The organism is Halobaculum gomorrense, from assembly GCF_900129775.1.
Taxonomy (GTDB): domain Archaea; phylum Halobacteriota; class Halobacteria; order Halobacteriales; family Haloferacaceae; genus Halobaculum; species Halobaculum gomorrense.
The window spans coordinates 266,094-286,108 of record NZ_FQWV01000001.1; the positions used below are offsets into that span (position 1 = coordinate 266,094).

The window sequence follows — 20,015 nt, forward strand, 5'->3', positions numbered from 1 at the left end:
GCCGAACTTCACATCGCGCCGCCCATGCCGCCCATGCCACCCATGCCGCCGCCGGGGGCGCCGCCCTCCTCGTCGTCGTTGCCGCCGGTGGACAGGTCGCCCGCGGCGATGATGTCGTCGATCTTGAGGACGAGGTTCGCGGCCTCGGTGGCGCTGGAGAGCGCCTGCTCCTTGGCGTGGGCCGTCTCGACGACGCCGGACTCGAAGGTGTCCTCGATATCGCCCGAGAACACGTTCAGGCCGGCGTGTGCGTCGCCGCTCTCGTGGGCGGAGCGCAGGTCGACCAGCGTGTCGATGGAGTCGAGCCCGGCGTTCTCGGCGAGCACGCGTGGGACGAGTTCCAGCGCGTCGGCGAACGCCTCGACGGCGAGCTGCTCGCGCCCCTCGACGGAGTCGGCGTAGTCGCGGAGGCGCGAGGCAAGCTCGACCTCGATGGCGCCGCCGCCCGCGACGATGCGGCCGTCCGAGACGGCCGTGGAGACGACGTCAAGCGCGTCCTGGACGCCGCGCTCCAGTTCGTCGACGACGTGTTCGGTCGAGCCGCGCAGCAGCAGCGAGACGCCGTGGGCGTCCGCACCGCCCTCGACGTAGAACAGCTCGTCGGCGTCGTCACGCGACACCGAACCGTGACCGAGGTCGGCCGCGGTCGCGGAGTCGAGGTCCGAGACGATTGTGCCGCCGAGGATGTTCTTGAGGAAGCCCAGGTCGGACTTCTTCACGCGGCGGGCCGCGAGGATGCCCTCCTTCGCGAGGTAGTGCTGGGCCATGTCGTCGACGCCTTTCTGACAGAAGACGACATTCGCGCCCGTCTCCTTGATCTGCTGGACCTTCTGTTTGAGCTGGTTTTCCTCCTGGTCGAGGAACTGCTGAAGCTGGTCGGGCGAGTCGATGGACACCTGCGTGTCCACGTCGGCCTCCTCAACCTCGATGGGGTCGTTGAGCAGGAGGACGTTCGCGTCTTCGACCGCCGAGGGCATGTCGTCGTGGAGCGGGTCCTTGTCGACGACGGCACCCTGCAGGAGCTCGGACTCGCCGGCCGACCGGCCGGTCTGCGTCTCCATCGCGACGTTCTCCAGGTCGACGACGTAGGAGCCGTCGTCCGCCTCGACGGTGACCTGCTTGACCGCGCGGTAGATGAGGTCCGCGAGGACTTCCTTCTCCAGCTCCGCTCCCTTACCGGTCATGGAGGTCTCGGCGACCTTCCTGATCAGCTCCTCGTCGTCCGGGTCGACCGCGGTGGCGACCTCGTCGACCTCGGCGCGAGCCTGCTCGCTGGCGAGGTGGAAGCCCTTGATGATCGCCGTCGGGTGGATCTCCTGTTCGAGGAGGTCTTCGGCGTTCTTGAGGAGTTCACCCGCGATGGCGACGGCCGTCGTCGTCCCGTCGCCGGCCTCGTCTTCCTGGGTCTCGGCGACCTCGACGATCATCTCGGCCGTCGGGTTGTCGATGTCCATCGTCTGGAGGATGGTGACGCCGTCGTTCGTGATGGTCACGTCGCCCATCGAGTCGACGAGCATCTTGTCCATCCCCTTGGGGCCGAGCGTGGAGCGTACCGCCTCGGCGACCGCCCGGGCGGCCGAGATGTTGTATTCTTGCGCGTCCTTGTCCTTCACCCGCTGTGAGTCCTCACCCATGATGATCATGGGCTGACCCTGCATTCGTCGTTGGCTCATGTACGGGAGTAAATGAGGTTGTGATTCTACAAAAAACCTTGGGTCTCGTGTGGTTGCGGTTCACCGCTGTCGCGAGGAACGGATTCGACGGGATCGCTGTACTACGGCACTGTTACGGATGTTAACTGGTGACAATATCCCCGAGACTTCTGTCCGACTAACAGCGACACGAAGGGTAATTTATATAGTCTCGGTCTGGCCGCGCTACTCCCCGATCGGGTCCTTCGAACGGAAGCCGTCGACGGACTCCTTCCAGTGCACGCGGACGGTTCCGACGGCGAACGCGTCGTCGCTGTCCGGATCGCGTGCGATCGCCAGCGTGTTGGTGCCCTCACGCAGGTCGACGCCCGAGACGGTGTCCGTCCACAGCTGCCAGCCGTCGTTCGGGGGGATGTCGAACCCCGACAGCGGCTCGCCGTTCACCAGCACCTCGTGGCCGTACTCGCCGACGTCGAACGCCTGTATCTCCAGGTACGCCTCTCGTGGGTCGTCCGTCGAGACCTCGAACTCGTGGTCGTCGGTCCGATCGCCGGCGTCGTCGGCCCAGTCGAGCTCCAGTTGCGTCTCCTCGGGCGCGAGCTGCGCCCCGAGGTAGACGGTGGCGTACGTCGCACGTTCGGTCATCGGCCGCAGTTGGCGACCGCGCGGCAAAAAGACGGCTCTTCGCGCAGTCCCGTCGTCACTCCGCTTCCTGCGGCGGTGCGGACAACAGGTCGGAGTCGACCTCTTCAGGCGGATACTCCGGGAGCGCGTCGTCGTCGCCGAGCGTCTCGACTTCTCGCTCGGTGAGGTGCTGCTCCAGCTGCTCGAGCTTCTTTCGCCCCTGCCGTTCGCGTCCGCGCTTCGTGTCTGGCATTGACAACCGTGTCAACTGCACCCATGGTTATGAATCTTTCCGCGTTCGCCACCTCCGAGGCAACTGAGGACTGCTGCGACGCGGCTCCCGTCCTCGACCGTGACCGACCGTTCGGGCGAACCCATGACGCGAGCGCTGCTCGCGGTATCGCACCCCACAGCGCCGCGCTGCTCGGATGACGCGCCCGTTAAGTGGCTCCGACCCCAGGTCGCTCGTAATGAGTGGCAGAGCCGTGCGTCACCGATTCACCCCCCGATCGCGGGGTGACGCGTAGTGCCCAAGGAGTTCATCGAGGTTCGCGGCGCCGAGGAGAACAACCTGAAGGACCTCAACGTGGAGATCCCCCGCGAGCAGTTCAACGTCGTCACCGGCCTGTCGGGGTCGGGGAAGTCGTCGCTCGCGTTCGACACGGTCTACGCCGAGGGGCAGCGGCGCTACATCGAGTCGCTGTCGGCGTACGCCCGGAACTTCCTCGGGCAGATGGACAAGCCGCAGGTCGAGAGCGTCGAGGGGCTCTCGCCGGCCATCTCCATCGACCAGAAGAACGCCGCCAACAACCCCCGGTCGACCGTCGGGACCGTCACGGAACTCCACGACTACCTCCGCCTCCTGTACGCCCGGGTCGGCCACCCGCACTGCCCCGAGTGCGGCCGCGAGGTGGGCGAGCAGTCGGCCCAGCAGATGGTCCGCCGCGTGTTCGAGCTGCCCGAGGGCACCCGCGCGAAGATCGCCGCACCCGTCGTCCGCGACCAGAAGGGCGCCTTCGAGGACCTGTTCGACGACCTGGCCGCGGAGGGATACGCCCGCGTCGAGGTCGACGGCGAGCAGTACGACCTCTCGATGGACCGCCCGGACCTCGACGAGAACTACGACCACACGATAGACGTGATCGTCGACCGCGTGACGGTCCGCGAGGAGGACCGCTCGCGCATCACCGACTCCGTCGAGACGGCCTTGGAGGAGGCCGACGGCGTCCTGAAGCTGATCCTCCCTGATCCGCCCGAGGGCGACGACCTCGCCGGCGACTTCGGCGGCAACGAGTCCCGCTCGACGGGCGATCTCGCCGGCGACAGCGACGACCGCCTTGTCGTCGAGTTCTCCGAGGACCTGGCGTGCACCCACTGCGGCATCGACTTCTCGGAGATCGAGACGCGCTCCTTTTCGTTCAACTCCCCGCACGGCGCCTGCCCCGAGTGCGAGGGCATCGGCTCGACGAAGGAGGTCGATGAGGACCTCGTCGTCACTGACCCGAGCCAGCCGATCAAGCACGTGTTCGAGCCGTGGAGCTACAACCGCTCGTACTACCGCACCCGCCTCGACAACGTCGCTGACCACTTCGGCGTCAGCGTCGAGACGCCGTTCGAGGAGCTTTCAGAGTCTCAGCAGCGGCAGTTCCTCTACGGCACCGACGAGGAGGTGGAGTTCGAACAGCAGACGAAGAACGGCGTGCGCCGTAAGACCCAGAAGTTCGAGGGCGTCATCCCGAACCTGGAGCGCCGCCACGTCGAGACGGACTCCGACCGGACCCGCGAGCACATCGAGGAGTTCATGGCCGTCACCACCTGCCCCAAGTGCGAGGGGACGCGCCTGAAGCCCCAGAGCCGGTCGGTGTACGTCGACGGTACGTCGATCACCGACGTGAACGAGCTGTCGATCGGCGACGCGCTCGACCACTTCGAGGGGATGGAAGAGACGATGAGTGAGCGCGAGCGGACTATCGCCGAGGAGATCCTCAAGGAGATCCGCGCGCGCTTGGGCTTCATGGAGGAGGTCGGGCTGGAGTACCTCACGCTCGACCGCGAGGCGTCGACCCTCTCTGGCGGCGAGAGCCAGCGCATCCGCCTCGCCACGCAGGTCGGCTCTGGGCTGGTGGGCGTCCTCTATGTCCTCGACGAGCCGAGTATCGGTCTCCACCAGCGCGACAACGACCGCCTGCTCGACACGCTGGAGGGCCTTCGCGATCTCGGCAACACGCTCCTCGTGGTGGAGCACGACGAGGCGACGATGCGCCGGGCGGACAACATCATCGACATCGGTCCCGGGCCGGGCAAGCGCGGCGGCGAGATCGTCGCGCAGGGCGACTTCGACGACATCGTGAACACCGATGAGTCGGTGACGGGCGACTACCTCGCGGGCCGGAAGGTCGTCGGGGTGCCGGAGACGCGCCGCGACAGCGACGCCGCGCTCACCGTCGAGGGCGCGCGTCAGCACAACCTCAAGGACGTGGACGTGGACATCCCGGTCGGGCAGTTCACCGCCATCACGGGCGTCTCCGGCTCCGGGAAGTCGACGCTGATGCACGACGTGCTGTACAAGGGGCTCGCGCGCGAGATGAACGACAACACGGAGGTCGACCCCGGCGAGCACGACCGCATCGCCGGGATGGACACCATCGAGGGCGTGCGCCTCATCGACCAGTCGCCCATCGGCCGGACGCCGCGGTCGAACCCCGCGACGTACACCGACGTGTTCGACTACGTCCGCGAGCTGTTCGCCGAGACCAAACTGGCGAATCAGCGCGGCTACGACAAGGGTCGCTTCTCGTTCAACGTGAAGGGCGGCCGCTGCGAGGAGTGCGGCGGGCAGGGAACCGTCAAGATCGAGATGAACTTCCTGTCTGACGTGCACGTCCCCTGTGAGGAGTGCGGCGGCGCCCGCTACAACGACGAGACGCTCGACGTGACCTACAAGGGCAAGACCATCGCGGACGTGCTCGACATGAGCGTCGAGGAGGCGTACGACTTCTTCGAGTCCCACAGCGGCCTCGAACGCCGGCTCGGTCTGCTGAAGGACGTGGGCCTCGACTACATGCAGTTGGGCCAGCCCTCGACCACCCTCTCGGGCGGGGAAGCCCAGCGCGTCAAGCTCGCCGAGGAGCTCGGCAAAAAGGACGCCGGCGACACCCTCTACTTGCTCGACGAGCCGACCACGGGGCTGCACAAGGCCGACGAGCGCAAGCTCATCAACGTGCTCCACCGGCTCACCGACAAGGGCAACACCGTCGTCGTCATCGAGCACGAGCTCGACCTGGTGAAGAACGCCGACCACATCGTCGATCTGGGCCCCGAGGGCGGCGACGGCGGCGGCGAGGTCGTCGCCGCGGGCACCCCGGAGGCGGTCGCCCGCATCGAGGAGTCCCACACCGGTCGGTACCTCCGCGACTACCTCCCGGCGGTGGACGCCGAGGGCCCCCGAAGCGACCGCCGGATGCCCGCGCTGGCGGCCGAAGCGACCGACGCTGACGGGGGAGAGAGCAGAGACGAGAGCGCAGAGGAGGGCGAGGCGGTCGAAGCACCTGCGACCGACGACTGACGGGGCGCCCTCCGGCCGACCTTTTTCGCTCTCCGCCGCGAACGGACGGCTATGGTAACCGTCTACGCCGCGATGCGTGACTGCTTCCGCGTCGTCGACCCCGACGGGGAGAAGGCGGTCACGGCTCCGGAGTTCGACGGCCGCGCGCTCGAATGCGTCGCGGTCCATCCCGACGCGCCCGACCGCGCGTTCGTCGGCACGTTCGAGTCGGGCCTGTGGCGCTCGACGGACGCCGGCGCGACGTTCGAGCGCGTCGGCGCCGAGACCGTCGACCAGGCAGCGGTGATGGCGGCGGCAGCTTCCCCGCACGACCCCGACGTGATCTGGGCCGGGACCGAGCCGTCGCGGGTCTACCGCTCGACCGACGGCGGCGACGCGTGGGAGCGCCGCGACGGCGTCGTCGACCTCCCCTCCAGCGACGAGTGGGCGTTCCCACCGCGGCCGCACACCCATCACGTCCGGTGGATCGAGCCGGACCCGGACGACCCCGGCCACCTGTACGTCGCCGTCGAGGCCGGCGCGCTCGTGACCACGGGCGACGGCGGCGAGACGTGGCGCGACCGCGCGCCGGGGTCGCGACGCGACACGCATTCGATGGCGACGCACCCCGACGCGCCCGACCGCGCCTGGGCGGCCGCCGGCGACGGCTACGCGGAGACGAGCGACGGCGGCGAGACGTGGGATCACCCGCAGACTGGACTCGACCGGACCTACTGCTGGAGCGTCGCCGTCGACGCCGGCGACCCGGACCGCGCGCTCGTCTCGGCCGCACGCGGCGCCCGCGAGGCGCACACGGCCGAGCGTGCGGAGACGTACGTCTACCGGCGATCCGGCGACTCGGAGTGGGTACGCCTCGACGGTCGGGGGCTCCCGCTCGGCGAGGGCGTCACTCGGCCGGTGCTCGCCGCCGGCGACCCGGGGGAGTTCTACGCGCTATCGAATCGTGGGCTGTACCGGACCACGAACGCGGGAGACTCGTGGGAGGAAGTCGCCGTCGACTGGCCCGATCGGACCGCGGACCAGACCGCTCGCGGGCTGGCGGTCCTCCCGTAGCCCCATCGCGACCGAGGGTTCATACCCGATGGCGAGGCCAGCACCCCCGTGACCTGAACGTCGCCGCGCGGCGGTTCGCGGGTGTGTGGTCACCCGTCGCGCGTCGCGGTCGATCGTCGGTCGGCCGCCGTGATCGACCGCCTGTCAGCCTCACGACGACCCACGAGATATATCTCCGTCCGCACGAAGCGACGAATATGTACGACTTCGTCGTGGTCGGTGTCGGTCCGGCGGGCGCGCGCTTCGCCCGGCGGGCCGCCGAGGCCCACTACGACGTGCTCGCCCTCGAGAAGGGGACGATCGGCGAGCCGTTGGCCTGTTCGGGGCACGTCTCGACCGACATCTGGGAGTACGTCCCGAGCGACGCGAAGGAGCGGCTGCTCCAGAACCGCGTGTACGGCGCAAACTTCCACGTCGGCGGCCCCGACTCGCCGAGCGACCGCTTCTACAAGCGCGAGGAGATCTCGAACGTGATCGACCGCGTCGCACTCGACCGGACGCTCGCCGACGCGGCGCGCGACGCAGGCGCCGACGTGCGCGAGGGCCACACCGTCACGAAGGTGGAGGAAAAGGCCGGCTACGTCGAGGTAACCGCGAGCGTCGGCGGCGAGGAACGGACGTTCGAGGGCCGGATGGTCGCCGGCGCCGACGGTCCGGTCTCCCGAGTTCGCAAGCAGCTCGACCTCCCCGAGCCGACGGAGAAACTCCACGGTGTCCTCGCGTTCACCGACGAGGTCGACGACGGCGACTACGTCGACGTGCACCTCACGGCGCCGCGCTTCTTTGCGTGGCGGATCCCCCGCGGTGACGCGGGCGTCGAGTACGGCCTCGCCGCGCCGCCGGGCCACGAGGTGAACGAGCTGTTCGACCGACTCACTGACGCGTACGGCGTGGAGACCGACCGCTTCTGCTCGGGCGCCATCCCGATCGGCCCGCCCGAGCGGACCACCGCGAAGCGGGGGTTCCTGCTGGGCGATGCGGCCGCCCAGACGAAGCCGTTCACCGGCGGCGGCATCCTCTACGGGATGCGCGCGGCCGACGTGGCCGCCGACGTGATCGACCCGCAGGACCCGAACACGCTCCCCCGATACGAGGAGGGATGGCGCGAGGAGTTGAGCCGGGAGATCCGACTCGGTCACTGGATCCGCCGCGCGTACTCGCTTCCCGCTCCCGTGCAGCGGGTCGGGCTGTGGGCGCTCTCGGGCGAGATCGGCGTTCACATGGACGAACCGAGCTCGTTCTTTTCGCGGGACAACCTGAGGAAGCTGTTCTCGTAGGGGCCGCCGGCTCCGCCGGCTCGCGTGTCGACTCGTCCGGCCGCTTGATCGTCGGGTCGCTTGATCGTCGGGTCGCCCGGCGTCAGGTCTACTCGGTCGCCTCAGGGTACGTCGGGAGCCGCAGCGATCGCGCGCTCCCGTCGACGAACGGGAGGTCGACGCGCTCGGCGGCGACCTCGTCGCCGTCGACGCGGACGGTCAGGTCGGTCACGTCGCCGTCGAACTCGAGGTACGCGAGCGCGATCGGCGCGCCGAGGCTCGGCGACTCGACGCCGCGGGTCACCTCGCCGACCGAGGCGTCGCCGTCGAACACCGCCGCGCCGGCCTCGGGACGCTCGTCGGGCCGGAGGCCGACGAGCCGTTGGCTCGGGCGCCCGCGGTTCTCCACCTTCGAGACGACCTCCTGGCCGACGAAACAGCCTTTCTCGAAGTCGACGGCGGCGCGAGCGCCGGCGACGTTCGGGAGTCGACCCCGCAGTTCGGTCCCGAACAGCGGCGTTCCCGCCTCCGCGGTGAGCGTCTCCCACGTCGCGTAGCCGAACGGCGCGGCGTTGAGGCCGCGGGTCAGGAGGGTGTCGAACACGCGCTCGGCCTCCTCGGCCGCGCAGACGACCTCGTACCCCTCCTCTCCGGTGGGGCCGTCACCGGCGATCACCGTCACGCCCACGTCGTCCATCCGGCCGCGGACGAACGTGAGCTCGGGCTCCGGGGAGCCGGCGCCGTTGAGCACCGAGGCGATCTTCTCGGTCGAGGTCGGGCCGTGGACGCCGAAGACGCCGAAGTCGGCGCTCGCGTCGCGCAGTTGCACGTCGTCGATGAAGATCTTCTCCTCCCAGTCGTCGAGGAGCGGCCCCGCGCGGTCCGGCGGCGTGAACAGCAGGAGCCGCTCGCCGGCGTTGTAGACGAACAGCTCCGTTTCGATCGCGCCCTGCGGGTCCAGTAGCAGGGCGTAGCAGCCCTCGCCATCCTCCTCGGGCACGCGGTTGGTGACGGCGTTGTCGACGAACGCGACGCGGTCGTCGCCCTCGACGACGACGACGCCGTAGCCCATCTCGATCACGCCGACACCGTTTCGCACGGCGCGGGCGGCGCTGTCGGGCCGGCCGTAGTCGGCGACGACCTCGCGGCCGCCGCGATCGGTGAAGGTCGCGCCGTGGTCGGCGTGTACGTCGGCGACGAGACTCATACGCGTACGCAGCCCCGCGGACGGCAAAAGGGGACCGAAAGCGGCGTCGGGCACGGGGCGGCACTGCCGGGGACTGACCGAGCGCCGCGGCGGTCACAGCCCGAGCCGCCGACGGATCGCGTCGATCAGCCCCGGGCCCTCGTCGACGTTGTCGCCGGCGTCGGGCACGACGCGGTCGTCGGGGTAGATCCGGACCCCTCCGTCGGCCTGCTCGACGCCGATGAGCCCGGCCGATTTCAGCGCCGACAGCGCCTCCTCCACCTCGTCGATGGTCGCGTCGACGCCGGAGCGAAGCTCCAACACGGTCATCCCGTCGTCAGCGCGCCCGACGAGCGCGTCGAGAACCGCCACCTGCGTGTCCTCCCTGTCGCGAAACTCGGGCGGCACCCTCATACTCGTGGGATCGCCCGGGGGCGGCTTACGTCTACCGGCGAACGCCCTCCGTCCGTCAGTCCCGCCCGCACGTCGCCCGCACGGCGCGCGTGCCACGCGTCCGACGCGAGCGAACCCTTTTATGGATTAGGGCGATTCGTAGGCACAATGGGACTCAGATGTCTCCTCGGCCACGACTTCTCGGAGCCGAGGATGGAACGGGACCGCGAGGAGCGGGGAGACGAGGTCGTCATCACCATCTCGGAGGTGAAAGAGTGCAGCCGCTGCGGCGAGACGCGAGTCGTCTCCGAGAATAAGGAGGTCACCTCGGTGGATCAACTCCTCGAGGAGTCCGGCTCCGCGGCCGCCCCACCGGTGTCGGCGACGGCGGATGCGACCGGCACCGGGACGGCGGACACGAGCCACGACTCCAGCGAGGGCGACGCGGCCGGCGCGGCGGAAACGGCTACTACGGCCGACACGGCCGATGCGGACGCCGGTGACGCAGAGGGCGAAACCGTACGCGACGCCACGGACGCGGCTGCCGCCGCCGCCGACGACGGGGGCGACCCCGACGCCGCTGCCGTCGACACCGACTTCGATCATCCCGCGGCCGACCCGGCCGAAGACGGGGGCAACCCCGACGTTCAAGAGGACGCCGAGATCCTCGGCGCCGATGACGACACCTCGGCCGGCGGGGGCGTCGCAAGCGGAGCCGGCGATGCGGAGCCGACGGCGAACGCAGCCGACTCGGGCGGTCGAGCCCACGGGGAGTGGCCCGACGCCGACGCGAACCGCCGCGGCGACGACGCCGACGGCGGACCCGCTGAGTGGCCCGACGCCGACCGCAACCTCTCTGACCAACCGACCGACGAGGCGGGGGCCGACGACCAGCACAGGCCGGCTGACGGGGAGTCGGAAGACGTGGAGTTCATCGACAGCGAGGACGATGGCGCCGAGGACGAGGGCAGCGAGGACGCCGCCGCCAACGAGGCTCGAACCGACGTGGTGCCCGACGCGAAGCGCGCCGACGAACCGGGCGCGGCGACGGACCCGAGCGAGGAGGACGTGGAGTTCGTGGATGGAGCCGGTCCGGACGACTGGCCCGAACAGGCCGGCGACGACGAGGGGTACGACGCCGAACTCGGCGACGACGACGGCGGCGACGGCGTCTCCGTGGACGGAAACCTCACGCCCCAGGTCGACCCCGAGGTCGCCAGCCAGGAGGACGTGGAGTTCATCGAGGCGGACGCCGACGCGGCTGCGGGCGGGCCCGCTCCGACGGCCGAGGACGACCGCTCCGACGGCGCCAGCGGGGGCGACCCAGCAGACGCCGGCTGCGGGACCCCCGGCCCGGACGACGCCGAGCGCTCGCGTCCGAACGTCGAACTTCGGACGACCGTCGACCGCGTCGACACCGTCTACGTCTGCCCGGAGTGCGGGAACGGCGAGCCGGTCGGCGCCTCCTCGATGCGCGCCGGCGACATCTGCCCCGAATGCAAGCGGGGCTACATCGAAGAGCGCGAGGTTCAATAACGTTCTCCGCCCCGAACGGCGAGAGGTTCTTTCCGCACCTCCGCAACCTCCTCCGGCCTACGCGACGCGACCGATCGCCTCGTTGACGGCAGTTCGCTTCGACGGCGACGGACCCGCATCGGTTCCCGCCGCCCGTTGCGACCGCGGCGCGTCGATCCGCGCGAGCGGACGGGCCGCCCGTCACGCGATCGGTCGGGTTCGGCGGACAGACACGCCCACGCGCCGTCTGACGAAACGTGTTTACCGCCCCCGGGCAAACGGCCGGGCATGAAGCAGTACAAGATGCGTCGCGGCGAGCATCTCGAAGACCGGATGCCCGACCTGAAAGCCGAGATCGAAGAGCGCTTCGGCCCGGTCACGGGCAGCGAGGAGTACAACGGGCACGAGCTGTACGTCGTCGAGGAGCCCGACAACCCGGTGTTCGATCGGATCGTCGCCGGCGCGGCGTCGTACTCGGGCAAGAAAAACAAGCTCGCGGTCCACTTCGAGGAGCGACCCGCAGAGGAGGTCATCGCCGAGGGTAACGCCGACGCCGCCGCCGACGCGGTCGACGCGAAGAACTCGTTCCTGCTCGACGCCACCGGCCGCGACGCCAAGTCGCGCCGCGACTCCATGAAGCGCGACGTTGAAGACGATGCCCCCGACTACTGAGCGCTCGCGACGCTGGTTCTCGACGCTGCCCGTCGGCGATCGCTGACGGCGCCCGGAGTGTCCCACCCGTCGATCAGCGGCGGCGCAGTACCGCCCGCGCCGTTCTCGCGCCGGATCCCCGCGCACCTCGCGATCCTGTCCGCGCCACTCCGACCGAACGCTCTCGGCTCGGATATCGACGGCTCCGAACCCGAATGATTATTTATTCGACTCTGAGTAAAGTTTTGCAACAGGTTTTTTACACTCGGGCTCGTACCGAGCGGTATGAGCATCGAAACGATTCTGTTGATGGTAAAGCGGGACGACGGTGAGCGACTGGATCGACTGACCGAGGAGGCGATCGAGGTGGCCTCGGCGACGGGAGCGCGGATCGTGGTCGCCCACGCCTTCGAGACCCAGGAGGACGTCGACGAGGCGCTCTCGCAGTTGGAGGGCGTCGACGGCACGCCGTCTGACGTGGCCCGTCGCCTAGAGGGAATCCGTCGAGCGATGAAGGCACTCGAGGCGGCGGGCGTCGAGTACGCCGTTGAGGGCGTCGTCGGCGATCCCGGCGACGCGATCGCGGAGCTGGCCGAGCGCGTCGGCGCCGACCGGGTGTTCGTCGGCGGCCGCAAGCGCTCCCCGACGGGCAAGGCCGTGTTCGGGTCGACGGCCCAGCAGATCATGCTGTCGGCGCCGTGTCCGGTGACGTTCGTCCGGGAGGAGTGACGGCGTTCGTCGTCGGCGACTCACTCGCTCGCGTGTGAGAAAGCGGTATCCGTAAGTGCGGCCGCCCGAACCAACGCGTGATGGCCTACTACGTGGGCGTGGATCTCGGGGCCACGAACCTCCGCGCCGCCGTCGGTGACGACCGCGCGAACATCGTCGCGCGCGCGGAGACCGCCACCCCCCGCACGTCCGGTATCGCGATCACCGAAGCCGTCCTCGGTGTCGCCCGCGAGGCGTGCGCCCGGGCCGGCATCGACCCCGCCGATGTCACGGCCGCGGGCGTCGCCTCCATCGGTCCGCTGGATCTCGCCGAGGGCGCCATCGACAGTCCGGCGAACATCACCGACATCGGTCGCGTCCCGCTCGTGGGGCCCCTCTCGGAGCTGCTCGACACCGATGAGGTGCACCTCCACAACGACACTGTCGCGGGCGTCATCGGCGAGCGGTTTAACAGCGATCGCAACCCCGACGACATGGCGTACGTCACCATCTCTTCGGGACTCGGTGCCGGCGTCTGCGTCGACGGCCACGTCCTCTCCGGGTGGGACGGCAACGCCGGCGAGGTCGGTCACATGGTCGTCGACCCCGACGGCGCGATGTCCTGTGGCTGCGGCCGCGACGGCCACTGGGAGGCGTACTGCTCGGGCAACAACATCCCCGAGTACGCCAAACACCTCGCCCGGACGGAAGCCGCGGACGTGGCGACCGACCTCTCGCTCGACGACCCCGACTTCTCGGCGGTCGACGTGTTCGAGATGCACGGCTCGGACCCGCTGGCCGACTACGTGATCGACCGCGTCGCCGACTGGAACGTGATCGGCTTCACGAACCTCGCGAACGCGTACGCCCCGCTGGTGGTGCGCGTCGGCGGCGCCGTCGCGCTCAATAACCCCGACCTCGTGCTCGACCCCGTCCGCGAGCACCTCGAGGAGACCACCTTCGTCAACGTCCCCGACGTGCGACTCACCGAGATGGGCGACGACGTGGTCCTCAGGGGCGCGCTCGCCTCTGCGATCACCGGCGGCACCGGTGACCGCACGGCGTAGCCTCCGGCGTCGGCATCGCGACCCGTCCACCTCTCACCCGGCCCGCCCTCGCCGCTATTCCTATCCGCCTTCGGAGCCACGACCAGGTATGCGACGACGCCGACTGCTCCGCGCCGCGGGGGCGACCGCCGGGGCCGCCCTCGGCGCGGGCGTCATCGGCGGTCCCGCCGGCCCGCTCTCGGCGGTCGACGCCGCGAACGGGCGGTCCGACGCTACCACCTCCGACGAGAGGCCGTACGGGCCGCTCGGCTCCGTCGAACTCCGGGGCACTCGCGAGGCTGTAGTCTCCGGCGACGGGCGAACCGCGTCCCTCGCGCTCGGCGACGGGTACGCGACCGTCGACGTCTCGGACCCGACCGCCCCGATGGTGCTCGCCGAGCGCCGCGACCTGCTCGCCGAGCGTTCGGACGGGCCGCTGCGCGGCCTCAACGACGCGGCCGTCTCCGGCGACCGCCTGATCGTGGTCGGCCCCGCGCACGCCCGGGACGACGTTCCCTCGGGCGTGCTCGTGGTCGACATCTCCGATCCCACGGCCCCGCAGGAGTCCGGCTACTACGAGACCGACTTCCCGATCCACAACGCCGACTTCGCCGGACGGCACTGCTATCTCACGGGCAACGACGCGGCCGACAACGCTCTCGTCGTCGTCGATGTCGAGGCCCGTGAGGAGGTGGCGCGCTGGTCGCTGCTCGAGGCAGATCCCGCGTGGCGCGACGTGCCCTCAGGGATCTGGCCGATCCACGACGTAACCGTGCGCGACGACGTCGCGGCGCTCGCGTACTGGGACGCCGGCACGTACCTGCTCGACGTGTCCACGCCGTCGAGTCCGACGCTTCTGGGCGCCGTCGACCCCGGCGACCCGGACGCCCTGCGCGACCCGCCGCCGCGATCGGGGGTCGTCCCCCCGGGAAACCACCATGTCGCCGTGCTCGCCCCCGGCGGCGACGTGCTCGCGGTCGGGCGCGAGAGCTGGGCCGTCGAGCACGAGGGCGACCTGCTCGGCGGCCCCAGCGGCGTCGACCTGTACGACGTGTCCGACCCGGCCGCACCCGCCCGGCTGTCGAGCATCGCCCCGCCGCACTCGCCCGATCCGAGGTTCGGGGGGATGTGGACGACCGCCCACAACCTCGACCTGACCGGCGACGCGCTGTACACCTCGTGGTACCAGGGCGGCGTGAAGCGCCACGACATATCCGACCCGGCCGACCCGGTCGAGGAGACGTGGTGGGCCGACCCCGACGCGACCCGCTTTTGGGGCGCCGTGCTCGCGGTCTCCGACGAGTACTTCCTCGCGCCGTCGATGGGCACGCGCGCCGGCGCTCCGGCTGGATTGTGGACGTTCCCCGACCGCGCGGGCGTCGGCGGCGACCGCTCACGGCTGGACGACGAGGCGGCGGGGACAGCAGCCCCGCCGATGACGACCTCGACGCTGACGGAGACGGAGGCGACGAAGCCGACGGTGACGGGAAGCGACACCGCGGGGGGTACCGAGACCCCCTCGGCCGATTCCAGCGCGGCCGCCCCCGGATTCGGCGTCGCGAGCGCGGTCGCGGGCGTGGGGGTCGGCGCGAGCGTCGTCGCCGCACTAATCGGCCGACGACGGGAGACTCACGTCGACGACGGGGTCGCCGGCGACGACGCGAAGCGACCCGCCGACGACGCGGAGTGAGTCGCTGACGACGTGGGAGGCGCTGACGGCACGGAATCCGTCCGCAACGACCGTGAGGATGTTTCTTCCGCCTCAAGTGGGGGCCGGGCAACCGCAAGGTTTCAACCCTTCGGCGACCAACCTAGGGTAATGAGCGACCTCGCGGAGCGCGTCGAGACGTGGATGGTCGGACAGATGCCGATCATCCAGATGCACGGCGGGACGAGCGTCGTGCGCGAGGCCGATGCCGAGGAGGGCGTCGTCGTCGTCGAACTCGGCGGCACGTGTTCGGGCTGTGGCATCTCCGACATCACCGCACAGAACATCAAACGGGACCTGATCATGGACTTCGACGAGGTCGATGAGGTCCACGTGAAGGTGCCCGACACCGGCGAGATGGGCTCCAGCACCGTCGAGGGCGGCCGCGGCGGCGACCTCCAGTACTCGACGGAGTCGTCGGACCACTTCTGAGCGCCCCGGAGACGAGGCTATTTCTCCCTCCGTTCGCCCGATCCGCACGTGCCGAGCGAACGCGAGCGGATGGTGGCCGGCGAGCCGTACGACCCCGACGATCCCGAGTTGGTCGCCGCCCGGCGACGCGCGCGGGAGTTGACCGGCGCGTACAACGCGACAGCGCCCGAGGAGGCCGACCGTCGCCGCGACCTCCTCGCGGAGTTGTTCGGCGCGGTCGGCGACGGCGTCGCCGTCGAGCCGCCGTTTCGCTGCGACTACGGCGACAACATCGCCGTCGGCGACGACTTCTTCGCCAACTTCGACTGCGTGATCCTCGACGTGGCGCCCGTCGAGTTCGGCGACCACTGCCAACTCGGGCCGGGCGTCCACGTCTACACCGCCACGCACCCGATGGACGCCGAGCGGCGGCGGGAGAGGGAGTCCGGCGACCCGGTGACCGTCGGCGACGACGTCTGGATCGGCGGCAGCGCGGTGCTGAATCCGGGCGTGACGGTCGGCGACCGGGCGGTCGTCGCCTCGGGGGCCGTCGTGACCGACGACGTGCCCGCGGACGTCGTGGTCGGCGGGAACCCGGCGCGGGTGATCCGGAAATTGGAATGACGATCTCTTGCCTTCTTCCTCCCTGTCTCGTCCCATCCTTTTTTGTCTCACCTATTCATCCAGAATTCACAGCATGTCTGATGGTAAGACAGATCTTCAACGAGAGATCCTTCTGACGTGGCATGAGAATCCAAATGCAACAAATGCGGAGATCGCTACGGCGTGTGATTGCTCATCGTCCTACGTGAGTCAGGTGAAGAACCGGTTCGACGGATACAACGAGATGGAAGCGATGTTCGATCGGCAGGATCGTGAACTCGAACGGATGTTCGGTAGCGGCCTTTTCGAGGGTTCTTCACAGTCTGTGCAAGAGACGGCTTCGACTCGGAACCTCAACAACGAACCTGGAATCGCCGAAATGTACGACGAACTCCCGAACAATGCCGCCGGGAACATCATTAGAGCAATTATGCTTCTCGTTCTCCTATACGTGCTTTATGAGATCGTGATGGTACTGGTTCTCTGAAGCGACCTACTACCACCTACAACGCCCGCTCCAGCGCCGTCGCCACGCTCCGCGCCTTTTCGGCCAGTTCCTCGGTGAGTTCGCCGCGCTCGACCGCCTCGTCGAGTTCGTCGTCGTCGACGCGCTCGACGCGACCGTCGCCGTGTTTCACCACGTCGACGTGGAGGTCGACGTAGCGCACGCTCTCGGGGAACGCCTCGACGGGCGTGCAGACGTTCACGTAGGTTCCCTTCCTGTCGCCGTCCTCGTCGCGGTAGACCGTCGGGTACCACCACCGCCCCTCGCGGAACGTCGTCGTGGCCACGTCGCCCGTCTCTCGCCGGGCGTCGAGCGCGTCGTAGCTGCCGCCGGCGGTCATCCGGCGCTCGACCGTGAGCGAGCCGTCTGCGGGGTCGAGGTCGGTCACCTCACCGCGCCCGAGGACGATGAGCCGGCCGTCGGGCTTGCCGTGGCCGATGGCCACGCGGTCGCCCACGTGCGGGCCGAACTGCTCTGTGACGACGCCGAACGGGAAGTCCGTGTCGTCGTCGGGGTCGCGCGCGAACTCGCCCGAGGCGACGAGCGCCTCCGCGAGGTCGACGCCGGCGGAGGCGGACCGCGAGGCCGCCTTCGTGCGGTGGTGGCCCGGCATCGTCGTCGTCACCTCGCGGCGGAGGTCGTCGAGCGCGAAGCGGCACTCCCGGCCGAACCACACCCACGCGCCCGCGGTCGGGGCGGCCAGCAGCCCCGGTTCGCCCTGCGGCTCCTCCAGTACGCCGTCGATGGCTCGGGCGTGGTCGCTCGCGCGGGCCAGCGCGTCGCCGAGTGCGTCCATGTCCGCGTCGCGCGCGTCCCGGCTCCACTCGACCCCCCAGCCGTCGGGTACGCCGACCGAGAGGAGGTCGGTCATCCCGGCCAACTCGCGGGCGTCGGCGTCGTCGGCACCGTCGACGCGCACACCCTCGCGGCCGGGGACGAGCGTGGCGAGCCCGGCCATCGCGCGGACGCGGGTGTCGAGGATCGCTCGGTCGTCCTCCCAGGGGGCCGCCGGGTCGAGCACCTGCACGCGGAGGATGTCGTCTTCCCCGACGTAGCCGTCGGCGTTGTCGAACGAGAGATACCCCTCTGCGCCCGACTCGCCCAAGTCGAGGACGGCGCCGCCCCCGTGGGTCTCCGCGACGACGCCGTCGAACACCGCGCCCAGCGGCGCGGGGTCGTCCCACGCGAGTGCGTCGAGCCCCATGTCGAGCAGGTGCTCGCGCAGCGTCGCCACCGCGTTTGGGTCGCCAGCGACGCCGACGCCCTGTCGGTCCTCGGTCGTCTCCACGCTGGCGTCGTGATCTGCGGCGGGGAGGTCGGCGTCGAAGCGCCTGCGGATCGGCGGGCTCGCTTGCACCACGACGTGACCGGCGTCCAGCAGCGACCGCGTCAGCGCGGTCGAGTAGATACCGCGGACGCGGACGCGGTGGCTCGGGCGGCTCCCGCGGTCGTCACCCCGGTCGCCGTCACGGTCGACGCTCCCGCTCTCGCCCCCGTCGCCGCTCATAGCGCCTCGGAATCGCGCGCGAAGCGAACGCGGTCGTTGACGGTGCCCCCGAGGCGCAATTCGACGATATCGTCGTTCAGCACGCGGCCGTCCTCGACGGGGACGCCCCAGCGGTCGAATTTTAGGTAGCCGCGGAGGTCGGCGGCGTGGGTGTACACGTCGAGGTGGTCCACGTCGTGTTCGCGGAACCCGCCGTCGCCGTGGGCGGTGTCCATGTCCGAGTAGTACGTCCCGCCACCCTCGAAGAAGTCAGCCAGATCGCCGGCCGCCTCGTCGACCGCGTCGGCGACGAGGTCGGCGGCGGTTTCGAGGTCGGCGGCGTCGAGCCCGACCTCGCGGAGCGCTGCCTGTTCGCGCGGGTCGAAGTGCATACCGCGGCTTCGACGCGGCACGTGTCAAACGTACCGGTCCCAGGCGGGTCGGACGCGAGCCCACGGCGCAAGCTCGCGGCGTCGGCGCGATCGGCCCCGCGGTCGGACGGGCCCGCGTCGCCCGAGCGGATCTGCAATAAGACACAAGGCGTCGGCGCGTCTCGCCACTCACACGATGGCCAAGAAGGAGCGAACTGACCCGATCGAAGACGCGGCCGACTCCTCGGCGGACCTGTACGACGTGGCGACCTGGGAGGAACGGTCCTCGCTCGACGGGCTCGCGGTTGCGGTCTACCGGCTGCTCTCCGGGTCCGCCCGGTGGGCGACGATCCTCGTCGCGGCGCTGCTGTTGATCGGGATCGGCGGCTTCTCCGCGGTGACGAACCCCGGTATCGGCGCGCTCACGCTCCTGTCGGCGCTCCCGGCGCTCGCGCTCGCCGCCTACGTCTACCGCTCAGACATCACGACGACCGAGCCGCTGGGGCTGCTCGTCGCGACCTTCCTGCTCGGCGTACTCACCGCGAACTTCGCAGCGATCCTCAACTCTGTCGCCCAGCCGTACTTCCGGCCGATCGGCTTCCTCGGGACGGTGGCGTTCTTTTTCCTGATCGTCGGCCCCGTCGAGGAGACGGTGAAACTGCTGGCCGTCAGGCTGTACGCCTACGGTCACGACAGCTTTGATTCGGTCCTCGACGGCGCGGTGTACGGCGCGATGGCCGGCCTCGGCTTCGCGTTCATCGAGAACGCCTTGTACATCTCCCGCGGCATCGAGCAGACCGGCCTCGACCTCGGCTTGGGACTGATCGGCGTCGGCGGCGGGATCACGTTCACCCGCGCGCTCGCGGGGCCGGGGCACGTCATCTACTCGGCGTTCGCGGGCTACTACCTCGGGCTGGCGAAGTTCAACCCCGAGAACCGCGGCCCCATCGTCGTCAAGGGGCTGATCATCGCGGCGCTCATCCACGCGACGTACAACTCCACCGTCGGCATCGGAACGGGTCTGTTACACTCGGTCGTCGGCCTCCCGTCGCTGGCCTCCTCGTTCGTCTACATCGCGCTGTTCGACGGGCTGTTCGCGCTGATCCTCCTCCGGAAGATCAACCGCTACCGCGCCGCCTACCGGGCGGCACACGAACCGGACGAGTCCGCAGAAGCGGCGAAGCGATCGGATCTGACCGAGTTCGACGCCTGAACCGCCCCGTTGAAGCCGATCGGGACTGAGTCGGACCGTCAGCTTGAATCGAGATCGTCCGTGAGAATC

19 protein-coding genes are annotated in these 20,015 nt (G+C 69.7%); 12 read left to right on the plus strand and 7 right to left on the minus strand.

The features are described 5' to 3' along the window. Positions 1–8: 8 nt before the first annotated feature. From thsB to BUE16_RS01345, 3 genes are all read right to left on the minus strand, one after another. Complete coding sequence (gene thsB, locus BUE16_RS01335; protein ID WP_073307033.1) at positions 9–1,643, minus strand: thermosome subunit beta; 1,635 nt, start codon at positions 1,641–1,643, stop codon at positions 9–11. A gap of 234 nt (positions 1,644–1,877) precedes the next feature. Then, entirely contained in the window at positions 1,878–2,297 is a 420-nt protein-coding gene (locus BUE16_RS01340; protein WP_073306619.1) for a DUF7383 domain-containing protein, read from the minus strand. A gap of 55 nt (positions 2,298–2,352) precedes the next feature. Continuing rightward, positions 2,353–2,529, minus strand: coding sequence for a hypothetical protein (locus BUE16_RS01345; RefSeq protein WP_234972305.1), 177 nt, complete (start codon positions 2,527–2,529; stop codon positions 2,353–2,355). A gap of 273 nt (positions 2,530–2,802) precedes the next feature. On the opposite strand from BUE16_RS01345, the gene uvrA reads away from it, so the two are divergent. The 3 genes from uvrA (at position 2,803) to BUE16_RS01360 (ending at position 8,171) form a co-directional block, all read left to right on the plus strand. Continuing rightward, a complete protein-coding gene (gene uvrA / locus BUE16_RS01350) occupies positions 2,803–5,841 on the plus strand; it encodes an excinuclease ABC subunit UvrA (RefSeq protein WP_079991440.1) in 3,039 nt (1,012 codons plus the stop codon). A 51-nt stretch (positions 5,842–5,892) separates the two neighbouring features. Next, the gene (locus BUE16_RS01355) at positions 5,893–6,894 is read left to right on the plus strand and encodes a WD40/YVTN/BNR-like repeat-containing protein (RefSeq protein ID WP_073306621.1); all 1,002 of its coding nucleotides are present in this window, start codon (positions 5,893–5,895) and stop codon (positions 6,892–6,894) included. A 197-nt stretch (positions 6,895–7,091) separates the two neighbouring features. Continuing rightward, positions 7,092–8,171 (plus strand): geranylgeranyl reductase family protein, encoded by a 1,080-nt coding sequence (locus BUE16_RS01360; RefSeq protein ID WP_073306622.1) that lies wholly within the window; start codon positions 7,092–7,094, stop codon positions 8,169–8,171. Positions 8,172–8,259: 88 nt separating this feature from the next. On the opposite strand, the gene ygfZ is transcribed toward BUE16_RS01360, so the two are convergent. Together ygfZ and BUE16_RS01370 are read right to left on the minus strand one after the other, a co-directional pair. Then, positions 8,260–9,357, minus strand: a complete 1,098-nt coding sequence (ygfZ, locus tag BUE16_RS01365) for a CAF17-like 4Fe-4S cluster assembly/insertion protein YgfZ (protein WP_073306623.1) — start codon at positions 9,355–9,357, stop codon at positions 8,260–8,262. 93 nt (positions 9,358–9,450) lie between these two features. Beyond that, complete coding sequence (locus BUE16_RS01370; RefSeq protein WP_073306624.1) at positions 9,451–9,750, minus strand: DUF6432 family protein; 300 nt, start codon at positions 9,748–9,750, stop codon at positions 9,451–9,453. A 147-nt stretch (positions 9,751–9,897) separates the two neighbouring features. Here BUE16_RS01370 and BUE16_RS16550 point away from each other — a divergent pair, with 147 nt between their 5' ends. The 8 genes from BUE16_RS16550 to BUE16_RS01410 all read left to right on the plus strand — a co-directional run bounded on the left by BUE16_RS16550 (position 9,898) and on the right by BUE16_RS01410 (position 16,858). Then, positions 9,898–11,265: a DUF7093 family protein gene (locus BUE16_RS16550; protein WP_159435692.1), complete on the plus strand. Its 1,368-nt coding sequence runs from the start codon at positions 9,898–9,900 to the stop codon at positions 11,263–11,265. Positions 11,266–11,532: 267 nt separating this feature from the next. Beyond that, positions 11,533–11,916: a DUF5611 family protein gene (locus BUE16_RS01380; protein WP_073306625.1), complete on the plus strand. Its 384-nt coding sequence runs from the start codon at positions 11,533–11,535 to the stop codon at positions 11,914–11,916. A 264-nt stretch (positions 11,917–12,180) separates the two neighbouring features. Next, positions 12,181–12,624, plus strand: a complete 444-nt coding sequence (locus tag BUE16_RS01385; protein ID WP_073306626.1) for a universal stress protein — start codon at positions 12,181–12,183, stop codon at positions 12,622–12,624. Between the two features lie 80 nt (positions 12,625–12,704). Further along, complete coding sequence (locus BUE16_RS01390) at positions 12,705–13,670, plus strand: ROK family protein (protein WP_073306627.1); 966 nt, start codon at positions 12,705–12,707, stop codon at positions 13,668–13,670. A gap of 88 nt (positions 13,671–13,758) precedes the next feature. Further along, positions 13,759–15,339 carry an LVIVD repeat-containing protein gene (locus BUE16_RS01395; protein ID WP_073306628.1) on the plus strand — a complete coding sequence of 527 codons (1,581 nt, stop codon included), beginning with the start codon at positions 13,759–13,761 and terminating at the stop codon, positions 15,337–15,339. Between the two features lie 129 nt (positions 15,340–15,468). Further along, a complete protein-coding gene (locus BUE16_RS01400) occupies positions 15,469–15,789 on the plus strand; it encodes a NifU family protein (protein WP_073306629.1) in 321 nt (106 codons plus the stop codon). 48 nt (positions 15,790–15,837) lie between these two features. Next, entirely contained in the window at positions 15,838–16,392 is a 555-nt protein-coding gene (locus BUE16_RS01405; RefSeq protein ID WP_073306630.1) for a sugar O-acetyltransferase, read from the plus strand. 73 nt (positions 16,393–16,465) lie between these two features. Continuing rightward, positions 16,466–16,858 (plus strand): winged helix-turn-helix domain-containing protein, encoded by a 393-nt coding sequence (locus tag BUE16_RS01410; protein WP_073306631.1) that lies wholly within the window; start codon positions 16,466–16,468, stop codon positions 16,856–16,858. Positions 16,859–16,874: 16 nt separating this feature from the next. Here BUE16_RS01410 and BUE16_RS01415 read toward each other — a convergent pair whose 3' ends face one another. Next, positions 16,875–18,383 carry a DUF402 domain-containing protein gene (locus BUE16_RS01415; RefSeq protein WP_079991441.1) on the minus strand — a complete coding sequence of 503 codons (1,509 nt, stop codon included), beginning with the start codon at positions 18,381–18,383 and terminating at the stop codon, positions 16,875–16,877. Continuing rightward, entirely contained in the window at positions 18,380–18,754 is a 375-nt protein-coding gene (locus tag BUE16_RS01420; protein WP_073306632.1) for a DUF7532 family protein, read from the minus strand. The genes BUE16_RS01415 and BUE16_RS01420 overlap by 4 nt, the downstream gene beginning before the upstream one ends. A 175-nt stretch (positions 18,755–18,929) precedes the next feature. On the opposite strand from BUE16_RS01420, the gene BUE16_RS01425 reads away from it, so the two are divergent. Then, complete coding sequence (locus BUE16_RS01425) at positions 18,930–19,946, plus strand: PrsW family intramembrane metalloprotease (protein ID WP_073306633.1); 1,017 nt, start codon at positions 18,930–18,932, stop codon at positions 19,944–19,946. Positions 19,947–20,015: the final 69 nt, after the last annotated feature.

Bases quoted from the DNA above. Each gene is read 5' to 3' on its own strand.
- thsB (WP_073307033.1), bottom strand. From the start codon at position 1,643: ATGATCATCATGGGTGAGGACTCACAGCGGGTGAAGGACAAGGACGCG.
- BUE16_RS01340 (WP_073306619.1), bottom strand. From the start codon at position 2,297: ATGACCGAACGTGCGACGTACGCCACCGTCTACCTCGGGGCGCAGCTC.
- BUE16_RS01345 (WP_234972305.1), bottom strand. From the start codon at position 2,529: ATGCCAGACACGAAGCGCGGACGCGAACGGCAGGGGCGAAAGAAGCTC.
- BUE16_RS01355 (WP_073306621.1), top strand. From the start codon at position 5,893: ATGGTAACCGTCTACGCCGCGATGCGTGACTGCTTCCGCGTCGTCGAC.
- BUE16_RS01360 (WP_073306622.1), top strand. From the start codon at position 7,092: ATGTACGACTTCGTCGTGGTCGGTGTCGGTCCGGCGGGCGCGCGCTTC.
- ygfZ (WP_073306623.1), bottom strand. From the start codon at position 9,357: ATGAGTCTCGTCGCCGACGTACACGCCGACCACGGCGCGACCTTCACC.
- BUE16_RS01370 (WP_073306624.1), bottom strand. From the start codon at position 9,750: ATGAGGGTGCCGCCCGAGTTTCGCGACAGGGAGGACACGCAGGTGGCG.
- BUE16_RS16550 (WP_159435692.1), top strand. From the start codon at position 9,898: ATGGGACTCAGATGTCTCCTCGGCCACGACTTCTCGGAGCCGAGGATG.
- BUE16_RS01380 (WP_073306625.1), top strand. From the start codon at position 11,533: ATGAAGCAGTACAAGATGCGTCGCGGCGAGCATCTCGAAGACCGGATG.
- BUE16_RS01385 (WP_073306626.1), top strand. From the start codon at position 12,181: ATGAGCATCGAAACGATTCTGTTGATGGTAAAGCGGGACGACGGTGAG.
- BUE16_RS01390 (WP_073306627.1), top strand. From the start codon at position 12,705: ATGGCCTACTACGTGGGCGTGGATCTCGGGGCCACGAACCTCCGCGCC.
- BUE16_RS01395 (WP_073306628.1), top strand. From the start codon at position 13,759: ATGCGACGACGCCGACTGCTCCGCGCCGCGGGGGCGACCGCCGGGGCC.
- BUE16_RS01400 (WP_073306629.1), top strand. From the start codon at position 15,469: ATGAGCGACCTCGCGGAGCGCGTCGAGACGTGGATGGTCGGACAGATG.
- BUE16_RS01410 (WP_073306631.1), top strand. From the start codon at position 16,466: ATGTCTGATGGTAAGACAGATCTTCAACGAGAGATCCTTCTGACGTGG.
- BUE16_RS01415 (WP_079991441.1), bottom strand. From the start codon at position 18,383: ATGAGCGGCGACGGGGGCGAGAGCGGGAGCGTCGACCGTGACGGCGAC.
- BUE16_RS01420 (WP_073306632.1), bottom strand. From the start codon at position 18,754: ATGCACTTCGACCCGCGCGAACAGGCAGCGCTCCGCGAGGTCGGGCTC.
- BUE16_RS01425 (WP_073306633.1), top strand. From the start codon at position 18,930: ATGGCCAAGAAGGAGCGAACTGACCCGATCGAAGACGCGGCCGACTCC.